This window comes from Caballeronia sp. HLA56, assembly GCF_054655155.1.
This window is the reverse complement of the sequence record NZ_BAAHOB010000005.1, coordinates 2296417-2308741: the sequence shown is the minus strand read 5'-3', so window position 1 is coordinate 2308741 and position 12325 is coordinate 2296417. Positions and strand designations below refer to the sequence as shown.

The following is a 12325-nucleotide window of genomic DNA, read 5'->3' as shown; positions in this document are numbered from 1 at the left end:
GGGAGCTCAAGTTGGATACCTCAGATGCAAACCATGAGGGGGTCCCGACTCCGTCAGGAACAGCGGGCATCGAGCGCTCCCGGTTAATCGCTTTCGCGAAGCGACGCTGGCTGGCGATTCTCGGCACCGTCATCGTAATTTGGATCGGAAGTGCTGGTTACTTCAACAGGAGTTCTCTGGGCACCAATGCTGGTCCCTGCATCAGCTACGCGCTTGCGCAGACGTCGGACGCCACACAGTGCAGGAAAAACCTGGAGCACGCAATCTACAGCGTGCCTCGCAATGACGCAGAGCCCCGACCGCTTTTTGAGGTCACAATACCGGCCGCTCTCATGTGGATCGACAATCTGTTCGTCGATGCCTATACGCTTTTCTTCATTGCGTCCGCCGGGCTTGCGTACAAGAAACTCACAGGCGTCAGGTCGGAGCCGATGGCCCTTTGGCGGTTGGCGCTCACATGCACCTGCGTTCTCGCCTTGCTCGGCGCACTCGCCGACCACGTCGAGAACTTTTGGATCCTCGCGTATATGGAACCTCGCTCCCAAGGCTTGCCAAATCCTTCCGACACAGAGCTCAGCCGGGTCGCCTGGGTTTCCGCGTTGAAGTTCCAATTCTTTGTCCTCAACGGGGCCGTGAACGCAATATGGTGGACGAGGGTAGTCTTCATTCGTGTCTGGGAACAAGGACGGTACGCCGAGCTCGCTGCCCTGCTTGCAGAGGGAGAAGAAGGAAGTCTTTATGAAAGCTCGGCCTGACATGCAAGGATTCGATCGTCCAATGGCCAGGAGCGCTATTCGCATGTTCAAAACCGCCTGAACGGACAGCACAGCGCTGGCTTGGTGTTTTCCTGTTTCACTTTGTCATGGGACACAGTGCCGAAGGCGTTTTTATCTGGAGCTTCTCGGATTCGGCGATTAAACGTTGGGAGACCAAACTTCGCGTGGTCGAGAACAACCTCAAGGAAGCGCCTCAGGACGACGGCGAATTGAACCGCTTCTTGATCGCACTGTGCAACGAAGGTTATCTGAGCCGGAAGGGCATGCGTTATGAAGTGACCTGTTCGGCGTTTCACAGCAGTGCAGCGACTGCTGCAAACAAGCTCAACACCGATAACGCGCCCGTTGCGGTCAAATGAAAGCGCGCTGCATCGGAAAGACATTCCCACTGCTGATCCAAATCGGGTTCAAGGCGATTTTGGAGGCTATCTTGGCGGACTGACGCGGGCATGTGTTCTACCTTGAATAGATCTCGGGAGCAAGCCGGCCTGTATTGAAGAGGCCGATACGCGTGAGTCACCTGTTCGTTCAGTCACAGCGATTCGTGCCGAGAGACAACTGCCTTCACAAGAAAGAGGAGAGCGTCATGAACGCATGCTCTAAGTCGTCCTGCGCCCGCCTCTACGCATTCGCGCTCATATGCATCGTCATGATGGTCGTTTCCGGCTGTTCGCTGTTCAACAGAAGCGGTCTCGCACCGCTCGTTGCCACGCCGGCGCAGAATCCCGACGCCGATCCGGGTTGTAGCGCATCGGACGCTCCAGTCAAGATCGCGTCCGCTGCTTCACCCGTTGCGACATCCGCTGCCGCCGCGCGACTGCAAAGCGCCTTTGCGACAGTGAGAGAGGAGACCTGGTTCGGGCCTATTGGACGAATCGAGCTGGTCAGCTTCAAGGCCGAATTCGATGAGGCGTGGCTCCTCGTCGTAAAAGCGAAGGCGCAGAAGACCGGGAGAGCGGCTCAAGTGGCTGGCCCTGCACAGGGCGTGCAGAAGGACATCGCCGTACCACAAGGCCAGGTCGATGTGCCGTTAGCCATGCGACCCGACGAGGTCGAAGGCATGCTGCTCGATAAGCTGCCGTGGGCAAGTGAAACCGGAATCAAGCCCGACGAGCAACTTCAAAAACGTCTTGCCACTTTGGTGCGGCGGGCCCGAATGATTGTCGACGAGATATCGATTGCAAGTACCGCGCGAGCTGATCTCAACACGCTCCTCCCAACGAGGGAGAAGCCCGCCACGCAGCCGGGCGAATTCAAACCGACTGCAACAGCGGGATCGAAAGTTCCACTCAAGACATTCACGACCGCAGGCAAGGGGGACCTGTTCGGCAAGTTGACCGACCTCGCATCTTTCCGGGCGTTTCATCTGATGGCGCTCTTGAGCGCGGCGCATATCCACGAGATGCTCCGAGGGACGGATAACATCGATCAGCACGCGCTCGAAACCCAGGTTCGCCTGTTCAACGTCGCGCGCTATCTGTCGGCTTACTTCGACGCCTATTTCCGGGGCGGCCAGTTTATCCAGTTCGATATCGACGAGACGTCATTCGTTACGTCGTTGTCCGGCAGCATCGCAGGCAAGGTCAAGACGGGAATGTCGGCCGGCGACATTCAGAAGCTGATATCTCCCGCATTCGACGATTTGTGCAAGAGCGTCAGCACGAAGTCGGGCGCGTGCGGGCCGAGATTAGGATCTAGCGCGTTCGTTACGCGTGCGGGGCTGAGTGTCCAGTTCGCGGGAATCTCGTATGCATTCGCGGATAAGGGCGGAGTGGGACTCACGCACAGTTATCCACAGCTGTCGCAGTTCGGCCCGCAGATGATACGGGTATTCGTCGAGGCAATCTTCGACGCGAATGGAAGGCATCTCAAAGGCGCACCCAATTCCACCGCATGCCAGGCGAGCCAGAAACTCTTCGATGCGTCGGAGTGCCTGATTGCCACTGACCCGGCCGATGAGAAGTTGCAACAGATCGACATGCTCGCTTCCGGTACGGAGGCGCTGGCGACGACGGGCACCGGCGTACTGGTGCGGGGCTTCGCGATGGCATCGTCGAACAACGAACTCATCGCGCAGATGCTGGAAACGCTTGCAGGCGTTAATGCCCGGAAGATTACGGAGCGCGTGCTGTTTCTAACAAGCTATGGCGCGGCGTGCCCGATCAGGCCCGTGTCGGTCCGGGTGGACAACGGACACACGGCCGGCGATGACGGAGGCCCGGCCGACGTCTCGGTGGCCGAGGACTAGGTGGGGCGGCGAACGGTCTCATCGCGGGAATGCGCAGAGAGCGACTAGTGCGTATTGGCCGGATAGGACCACCTACGCCATCTCCTTCCACGTGCCCGCCACGAGGTCCCGCACGGTGGAGCCGGCACGAAGTAACGGCCTCGCACGCGCTCGATCAGACACACATCGCCCAGTCGCAATGTGACTTCGGTCACAACGGCTACGTGATTGTCTGCGCGAGTTTGTCCAGCATCGGAGAACTTAAGACGAACGTGGCAATGCAGCTTGATGCGCGGCGTGACCATGCGGCCGCCTGCATAGGCGGTCAGCAAGGGATAGCACGTGAGCGCGACTTCGTCGGGCAAGACTCGCGTGTTACCGAGCGCTCGCTGAAGCATGTCGAAGAGTGACAGGGACAAGAGATGCGGCAGGGCAGTGCGCGTTTCGGCGACAAATCGCAACCACGCGTCGCGGCCTCCGTGCCTGATTAGGTTCAAGCGGACGCGGGCGAGTTGCGGAGCGGACGCTTTGCCAATGTCGAACTCATTCCATAGCCCATCGGGCACCAGATCGCGCAGAAACCATGCAACGGTCGGCTGTGGCGGGATCGAACGTGGATAAGGGACAACGTCGATGCTCATGGTCTGCGTCTCCTGATGATGGATGCGCGTGACGGATGTCCTGCCCTGCGCACACGTATCTTCGGTCTTCCGGCAAAAGCAACCGCGACATGGACGTCCTGTATGTCATGCCTGGCGATACCGGGCGCGGCGACGCCGTCAGAATCTTTCTTCGTCGCGCGCGTGAATAGCCATCGTCCAAGCGCGGCGAGCAAGGCGCCGAGGCCGAGGGAACCGGCGGCGCCTGCAATCGCGATCGTAGGAGGGATTGTTGTTGCCGGCGATACAGGCGGTGGTGGGTAGGGCGGAGAGGGCGGGCGCACGATCTCGACGTTCTGAGTGTAGGTCGAGGTGTCGCTGTCGCTCAGCTGTATGCGAATGCTGATGTCGGAATCACCTCGCATGGATGAGCACACGGCAAGCCGATGCGCCGTGCCGAGTTGGGCGAGCCCTTCGCAAATCGGGGCAATGTGTTCCGGCAGCGGGGCTCCGATCGGAAGGCAGTCCTGGCCATCACACGGGGAATGGATTACCACCGACGATGTCAGCTCCGGTTCGAAGTGGACCAGCAGGCGCGGCTGCGGAGCGATTCCAGCCGCATCGACCGGTTCCCGCTTCTCCCTGCGCAATGTAATGCGCGTGTAGGGTCCGTCCGGGCCCATGCCGTCGAGGTCGACGTTGCATCCGTGACGCAGCAATAGCGCGTATGCCCTGTGGCGTCCGCCGGACGAGCAACTGAAGAGGCTCTTTTCATTGAGGGCGCTTTCCAGCGCGCTCTGGTCGCTGTCCCGACACGACGACTGCCCGAAATCGATGACCCGCCGTCCCGTGCGGCTATTGGTTTTTAGTTCGCGTGCAGGCCTTGCATTGGAATTGACCCAGAACGCATCGGCAGCGAAGTGGCAGCCGAGCCGGCTCATCTTTCGGTGCAGAACGAGCGGTGTGCAGTTGTTCCGTCTCGCGCATTCCGCGAGCGTTTGCCTGATGGAATCGGCATCGCAGTGAGGATAGGCAGTGCATGTGGCCGTGCAGTCGACGCCGTCAGCACAATGCGTGTTTTGCCACTGACCAAGCGGATCGGCGTGACATATGAGAACCGGCGCGGCGGGCATGCCTCCAGCCGCAGCGCGTCCTTTCTCCGGCGCGTCGGCGAGCAGCGTGATGAGAAGGAAGAAGACGGCGATCTGCGCGCGCATCGTGCAGCCCTCGCTACACCTTGGTGAACAATCCGCGCCGCTTGCCTTTCGCAACCAGCTCGATACCATCCGATTCAGCGAGTTCGCCTGGCGACCTTGCCCCAGTGGCGTACATGAGGAGCTGAAGCATCTCCCACTCGCCGAGCTTTCGATAACTTTCGAATTGCGATTCGTTGAAGAACTGGTCCGCCGTGGGTTCATGCGGAAAGTCCGGGTGTTTCTGGGCGTACTGCTCGATGTCCGGCGGCTCCGAACCGTAAATGCAGGGTTTGAGATAGATCAGCTGTCCATTGGGGCCGGGAGTGGGGCTGTCTTTGTCGAAGCCCGAATAGCGAATCGTGAAGCGCGCATGGCATAAGCCCACTGCGCGGGCCGAGCGCGGGAAGAGCATGACCGGCTCTTGCTCTGCGCTGATTTCTATACCCATGTCGATACGTATCTTGCGAATGGCGCTGTAGAGGTCCTCCATTGCGAAGTGTGCATCCTGGCTTGCATCGACGAGGAGGATGAATCTGCAGCGCCGATGCACCATTTCCCAGAGACCCATGTTGTCGAAATGGCCACCGTCGGAAAGGTGAATCCAGTGATCGGTGTCGGTGGTTTGGCCCGCCGCCTCCTGTAGAAGCCGCCAGCTCGAAGAAGACGGATCTTTCCTGATCCAGTCGGCAAACTTGGGGTTACCGAGCCACCAGCCTAGCCGCACGTTGAGCACCGACATCAGGAACGCCAGTGGACCACTGCTGTTGTACCCCATGTTCGGATTGAAGGCAGCCCCGGATATCGCCATGGCGGTGCCGAGGTTGACGTTATCGGCGAAGCGGTGGATGTCGCGGTAACCCAGCCGATAGTTGCCCGCCCTCAATGCGGTCATCGTGAAACTGTCGGCTTTACGTTCCTGCCACGCCAGTTCCGTGCCCTTGACGAGATTGAGTGCGGTATTGACGACAAGGAACGGCGGCTTGCTCGGCTGATGATTCGAGTCGAATTTCTTTGCACATTTGTAGAGCGCATCTTTGACGTGCGAAAAAGGAATGTCGTCTTTCGAATCGAAGCCGGTGAAGAGGGCAGGCTTTCGCGGGTCGTTCAGACTGCGAAAGCCGCCATAGAAGGCACGAATGAGACGATCGCGGTAGAAACCGTGGAGGCTGAACTCGTTCATGCGGATCACAAAGCCAAGGCCAAACGCGACAAGGGCGGTGAAGAGAAGAATAGAGAGCACGGTCGACAGTCTCTCGGTGTCGAACTGGCCGACGAGGGCGTTGAAGTAGGAAACGAACGAACGGTCTACGCACTGCGCCTTGGGGATCTTGCAGATGCTGTCGGAGACCGGCAGCTTGAAACCCGGGAGATCGTATTTCGGCGAGGCAACGGTTAGCTGCTCGTCCGGCTTGAGATTCATGCACTGGCAACGGACAGGCATTTGCCATCCGGGAAACATGGCTGTGTGCTCGAAGGTCTTCCATGCGCCAAGGGAAAGAAGAATGGCCAGAAGCAACATGCCGATGCCACCCACCAGCGTCATGCTGATCGGCGTACGTGTTTCAGGCTTGCCCGGTGTGGACTTGCGGTAGCCGAACCAACCGCTCAGCGCAACGGAAAGGCCGCTTCCTGCGGCGGTGGCGCCTGGCACTGAATCACCGAGAAAACTGAGCAGAGCAGGAACTGCGATGACCAGAACCGCGCATACGATCCATGCCGTCATCAGCATGAAGGAGAAGGCATGCGCCCGCGCCTGATGTTCACGGCGATCCGCAGGTTCGGTGTACGAGCGCACCGCAGCCTTGACCGCCTCGCCGATCAGCAGCGCAAGAAGCAACAAGGGTGGGGTAGCCAATGCGCGCACGGTAGTGGACAGCGCCAGCCGCTCGATGTCGATCTTGTTGGGGCTCCAGTTCGAAAGACCCCAACGAATCCAGAGAACGAGGCCTATCTGTGTGAGGGCGGCAAGAAATGCTGCGCTCGGCATCACCAGACGGCTTCGGCTTTTGTTCGGGTCGACGTTAAGCGTGGCGAGTACCATTTGGGTGCCGACGATTGCTGCGGCCGCCGCCATGTAGTGCCAGAAATGCCTGAGGAGGGCGAGTGAATCCCCGGAAAGCGCGTGCCCGAGATCGCGCAGCCAGGGTAATTGACTTGCGCTCAACGCGGCAACGAGAGCGGTCCAGAACCGCGCAAGGATTGGAAAGGAGTCGCCTAGCAGTCCGTCATCGACATCGGACCACATCATGCTGGAGAGAAGGATGCATCCGGTTATCAGCAGTAACGCGCCGAACGCCGCGCGTGCGTCCCCATCTCCTGGCCAGCGGAGTTTATTGGCGTACACCTTCCCGACGGATGGTGATCCATTCGGCGAGCCTTGGAAATAGTAGGACGCGCCAACGACGCCCAGCAAGGCCCCGACGAGACCCGCCATCGAAGCACGGCAGATGGTCGCAAATCCCAGGTCGAAAGGCCCGTCGAGTCCAATGAATGCGTGTTGCTGTCCGAACAAGACCGCAAGCCAGGGCAGTGCGAGGAACAACGCGAACCACGGCCAGAATATCAGCCAGGTGACCGCGAGATTTCTCAGGTACGTTGCGACCACTGTCCATGCATCGGCGGAAAACAGAGACAGTTGCCGAGCCAGATAGTTGCTGTTCATCCGAAGCCATGTAAGCGGGCCTTCGTGCTCGAACGTGGTGCCGCTCATGCGGTCCTTGATGTAATCTGCGCGGCGCAGACGTGACAACTGCTCCTCGGCGTACTGCAGAGCGTGTTGAGCCTTGCAATCGTCGGTTGGCTTGCAATCGGACTCGGCGATGCCGGCCATCCAGCGCGTCAATCCCGTTCCGATATAGCCGCCGCCGGACACCGTCGACAGGTAATGGAAACGGCCAAACAGCCGATAGGTGGCCAGCGTCTGAATCACGCCAAGGCAGAACGATGCGCTTCGAATGCCGCCGCCTGACAGGCAGAGTGCGCTCAGTCCGACATTGTCTGCGTCGGTGTGATCGAGCATGGTCTTTTGAACGTCCGACGCCGGCTTGTAGGACATGCGCTTGCCGACGATATGTTCATATTCCTCGGCAAGCGCGCGTTGTCCAACGGTCGGTTGATCCGTCAGCGCCTGCACGAGGAAATCCCGCGTCCCGCTGCGCAATACAAGCTTGAGCTGCATAGCCGCCTGCATGGCGCCAACGTGATAGCGAGCGACGAGCTTCGGATGTCGCAGCACGCGCGCGAGGTAATCCCAGTCCAGCATCGTCACGAGCCAGCGCAATCCGTCGTGATGACGACTGCCGACACGGTATGCCAGATAGAGAACGATGACCTGGACCTCTTGCGGAAGATTGCGAAAGACGCTGAGGCGGCGGTTCGAGACAGCCGATTGCGTCACGGGGACTGGACTGAACCACGAGGCGACTTCCTCGTGCAGTTGCGGCAGCAATGTCCGGCGCAGATAGGCGTCGAATTTTCCTTGATCGACAAGTGCGGCTACATGACGACTCTTGGGGGCATCCAGGAATGCGCGGGATTTCTGCAATGCTGCCTTCTGCATCAGCTTCCTGGAATGACAATGCTCTACGATGCGCTGCACCTCTTCGTCACTCGATGCCCCATAGCCCCGTCCGATATACGTCTCGCCCGCGCGATACGCACCTTCGAGAAACGGCGTGAACAGCCCGGTATAAACGCTTTCGCGGTCCGAACCGAGACCGGTAAGCAGGCGCAAGATGCGGCCGGTTTTTGGTGGGCTTTCGGTGATCAGAGCCCGGGCCAGCGCACGCCTTGGATCGAATTCGAGCACGTCGTGAGTTTGCGTCTTCGATTTCCGGGTCATGTCCGCCTCGTGATCAACGGCTTTTCGGATCGCGGCGTCGGAGTATCGACGGCGAAGCTGAAGCGCATGTCCACATCCTGTGGACATGCGCTTTCCCCAGCGAGCGCGCGTGGACGCAGGCGGGGTAATCGCGTCCATGTTTCAGGGCGCGACGGACGCGGTCGAATCTGGAATGGTGTCGGGCGACGCCAGGCCTATATCGTCCGAATCAACCGGGCACTTCGCTCTGGCGGACCGAGCTGACGGGCGAATGCTTTGACTGGACGACGCGGAAGGATTGCACCGATGACGCATCGACTTGAAAGCGGTTGCATGATCGGCTCCTCGACGCTCAGAGATCGTTATGTTTCGATGCGAAGTACTGGCAATAGCCGACCCGGCGATGCAACCCCGATCCCGATGTATTGCTTCTTTTTTGTGCCGAGATCATGACGCCGATTCAAAGAAAATCATAGAAGTCGACGCGCGCAGTTAAATCAGGGTGAACCCTGTATTTGATCGCCTGCATTTTTCATAGGAATCCGACGCATGCGTGCATAAGAAGTTCTTATGCAAAACGAAACAAGTACTCAAAAATGACTGGAGGCGATTGCGAACGAAGGAGAGTCGTCAAAAGAAGAAACGTCGATGGATCTGAAGTGTTCGGAAGCCGCTACGTCGAGATCAATCGGGATAAACGCGATGCATGCGTTGTCGGGTGTTTTGCCTATCCTTACAGCAACGTTTCCATCGAGACGAGTTTGCTCAATGAGCCCGACGAAGCTTGACGATTCCGAATACTGCGCTTAACGACCTGCCGGCGCCTTTGGGATGACGCGATGAAATCGACGCTGCTGATGCTGATGCTGATGTTTGCATGCGTGATGGATTGCTCCGTTGCGCATGCGATCTCGCTTGCTGCTTTCGATGATGAACGGCTTCCGGAATCGGCTGGCGATACGCCTCCGTCAACGCTGACTGTCACGTTTCTTGGCACCACCACTTTGCTATTCGATGATGGAGTCACGCAAATTCTCGTCGACGCCTTTCTCTCGCGTCTGCCTGTCGCGAAAGTTAAATTTGCTCGCATCAAGACCGATCGCAACGAAGTGGAGCGTGTTCTCGATGAAGCGAAGGCGGACCGGGTCCAGGCTGTCTTCGTCTCGCATTCGCACTACGATCACGCGTTCGATGCCGGATATATCGCTCAACGGACAAAAGCGCCGTTGTTTGGAACTCAAAGCACGCTCTACATCGGCCGCGGTGCGGGTCTCCCGGATGCGCAGCTCAAACCGCTGGTCCGGTGGCAGCCGGTGAGTGTGGGCGACTTCGAAGTCACGCCTGTTCCTTCGCGGCATTCTCCAGCCTATCCCTTCATCAATGACAATCTCGGGAAAGAGATTCGCGCTCCCCTGAAACAACCGCAACGGGAAAGCGCCTTTGTGGAGGGCGGAACCTACGACTTTCTGATCGTGCATGGAAACCATCGCATGCTGGTAGTCTCATCGGCCAACTATGAGCGAGGCGAACTCTACGGCGTTCACGCAGAGGTTGTCTTTCTCTCGATCGGAGCGATCGGTACACGCAGCATCGCTTATCACGACCGCTATTACGACAACGTGATTCGGTGCACGCGTCCTTCGCTCGTCATTCCGGTGCATTGGGACTATTTCTTCGTGCCGCTTTCTGGCAGATTGCCGGCTTTGCCCGGCGCCAATACGACCTTGCGATACATGCGCGGCCGTCTTCACGAGGACAACATCCGCATGGGAATCATGCAGGGTCAACAGAAGGTGATGCTATTCGACGCCAAGTCCACGGTGCCTTCTTATCCGGGACCTGGCGCGGGCTGCGAGCAGAGGGGTTGAGTGCCGATAGAACTGTTTCAGCTCCGGGTGCATGCTCAAGGCGTATTCGGCCAAGATCAATTCGGAGCCGGCCATCCGAACTGGAATCGCGATTCCTGCAACTAGTCTGAGTAACTTACGTAGCTCCGCTGCGCAAACTCCATGCGCGCTTCCAGTCGACGAGGTGATCTATGGTCGCTCGCATCGCATCGCTCCTGATTGCAGTGACCCTGATGCAGGTAATGGGCGGTTGTGCAACGCATGATGCCTATCGGACGAACGTTGGATATGCGGAAGCCTCGCGGACGGACTGTCGTGCAGACACCGAGGGTTATGTTTCCAAAGACTGCGAGCATGTCACGCCTGAAATCTCGAAAGATAAATATGAACTGCATTTCGTCGAGTTCGACGATCAGGGTTGGAGCTTCGCCGACAAGACGGCAACGGCCAATGAGCACCCTTCGCCACAGATCGACCAGCTCATGCTCCGTTTGAGAACGTTGCTCTCGGGCGGACAGAAAGTGAAGATCATATTGTTCGTCCATGGCTGGAAGCACAACGCATGGGTTCGCGATGACAACGTCCGCGACTTCCGCAGGCTGCTGGAGCGCGCCGCGGCGGACGAGCTTTATCACGAGGGAAAGAATGATCCCAGGCGTATGGTGGTGGGCATCTATGTCGGATGGCGAGGCAATCCATCGAGTTTCGACAATGACAATCCGCTTCTGAATGCGACCTTCTGGACCCGCAAGGACGCGGCTTCGCGCGTGGCTAGCGGATCCGTGCGGGAACTGTTCGCGCGGCTCAGATCGATGCGCAGGTACTACAACATCATGGCGCTGCAAAATAACGATCCCGTGCCTCCCGTGCGCTCGCTGATGATCGGCCATAGCTTCGGCGGATTGATACTTTACACGGCGACATCGGGGCCCCTGATCGAATCGCTCACGTCGAAGACCGATCTGGCCGGGCTTCGTCAACCGAAGCTCAACTTTACGCTGGGCGACGATGAAAATCAGTCGTTCGAATCCGTCGATCGAGTGGCGGACATGATCGTCCTCGTCAATCCCGCTTTCGAGGCTTCGCGTTTTCAGACGCTCTACACGGTAGCGCAGCGCCGGACTTCCGCAGGGCGTTACGAAGCGCCGGTGCTCGTTTCGATCACCTCAGCCACGGACGATGCCACGCGTCTTGCCTTTCCGGCGGGACGTTTCTTCAACACACTCTTCGAACGGCCGACATCCTCGGATCAGCAGGCTAGCGCGATCAAGCAAACGCCTGGAAACATGGCGGATTATGTGACACACGAACTCAAGAAGCCTGTCGATGGAACATTCACCGAGCCTTGCCACGGCTGGACCAAAACCCAGGATCTGCTGACGATGAAGAACGGCGAGCTCGACAAGGTGGTCAGTATGAACAAGTCGCTCGAAAACGAGCAGGCCGATAAGCAGATTGAATCGGTCGCGCGCTCGCAGCGCAAGCACGAGCGCTGGACGCGAACGTTCTGCGGCGGCGCGACGCTTGAGGTCGCGGAGGGCACCGGTACAGGAAACATCGATACCGTGGTATGGAACATCAAAGCGGAGAGTACGATCATCGATGGACACGGCAATGTGATGAATCCCGCCTTGCTCGAAGTAGTCCGGCAGATTTTCAGTGATACGGACGATAGTCGGAAGGCGCTCCGGCGAGCCGTCTCGATGAATCCGGAGCGTGGCGCCGGGACTGCGCGGAGCCAGGCGCAAGCTGACTAGTCACTTGCGGCAAGCGACGATTGGCAATTCGCGAGTCGGCCGATAACGCCGCCCATGTCGGAACGAGAAGACCTGCTGTCGGGAGATGCCATGCGATGCAAAG

8 protein-coding genes are annotated in these 12325 nt (G+C 58.7%); 5 read left to right on the top strand and 3 right to left on the bottom strand.

Going from position 1 to position 12325, the window contains the following annotated elements:
• The first annotated feature begins 11 nt into the window (after window positions 1-11).
• The 3 genes from ACYQ47_RS30400 to ACYQ47_RS30390 all read left to right on the top strand — a co-directional run bounded on the left by ACYQ47_RS30400 (window position 12) and on the right by ACYQ47_RS30390 (window position 3024).
• The gene (locus ACYQ47_RS30400) at window positions 12-755 is read left to right on the top strand and encodes a hypothetical protein (protein WP_459908445.1); all 744 of its coding nucleotides are present in this window, start codon (window positions 12-14) and stop codon (window positions 753-755) included.
• 107 nt (window positions 756-862) lie between these two features.
• Window positions 863-1135 carry a hypothetical protein gene (locus ACYQ47_RS30395; protein WP_459908443.1) on the top strand — a complete coding sequence of 91 codons (273 nt, stop codon included), beginning with the start codon at window positions 863-865 and terminating at the stop codon, window positions 1133-1135.
• A 290-nt stretch (window positions 1136-1425) separates the two neighbouring features.
• Complete coding sequence (locus ACYQ47_RS30390) at window positions 1426-3024, top strand: hypothetical protein (protein ID WP_459908441.1); 1599 nt, start codon at window positions 1426-1428, stop codon at window positions 3022-3024.
• Window positions 3025-3068: 44 nt separating this feature from the next.
• Here the strand turns inward: ACYQ47_RS30390 and ACYQ47_RS30385 are convergent, their stop codons facing one another.
• The 3 genes from ACYQ47_RS30385 to ACYQ47_RS30375 are packed head-to-tail and all read right to left on the bottom strand — an operon-like array spanning window position 3069 to window position 8639.
• Entirely contained in the window at window positions 3069-3644 is a 576-nt protein-coding gene (locus ACYQ47_RS30385; protein WP_459908439.1) for a hypothetical protein, read from the bottom strand.
• Complete coding sequence (locus tag ACYQ47_RS30380; protein WP_459908437.1) at window positions 3641-4819, bottom strand: hypothetical protein; 1179 nt, start codon at window positions 4817-4819, stop codon at window positions 3641-3643. The genes ACYQ47_RS30385 and ACYQ47_RS30380 overlap by 4 nt, the downstream gene beginning before the upstream one ends.
• 13 nt (window positions 4820-4832) lie before the next feature.
• Entirely contained in the window at window positions 4833-8639 is a 3807-nt protein-coding gene (locus ACYQ47_RS30375) for a hypothetical protein (protein WP_459908435.1), read from the bottom strand.
• Window positions 8640-9457: 818 nt separating this feature from the next.
• On the opposite strand from ACYQ47_RS30375, the gene ACYQ47_RS30370 reads away from it, so the two are divergent.
• On the top strand, window positions 9458-10486 hold the full coding sequence (locus ACYQ47_RS30370; RefSeq protein WP_459908433.1) for an MBL fold metallo-hydrolase: 1029 nt from the start codon (window positions 9458-9460) through the stop codon (window positions 10484-10486).
• A gap of 170 nt (window positions 10487-10656) precedes the next feature.
• The gene (locus tag ACYQ47_RS30365) at window positions 10657-12222 is read left to right on the top strand and encodes a hypothetical protein (protein WP_459908431.1); all 1566 of its coding nucleotides are present in this window, start codon (window positions 10657-10659) and stop codon (window positions 12220-12222) included.
• Window positions 12223-12325: the final 103 nt, after the last annotated feature.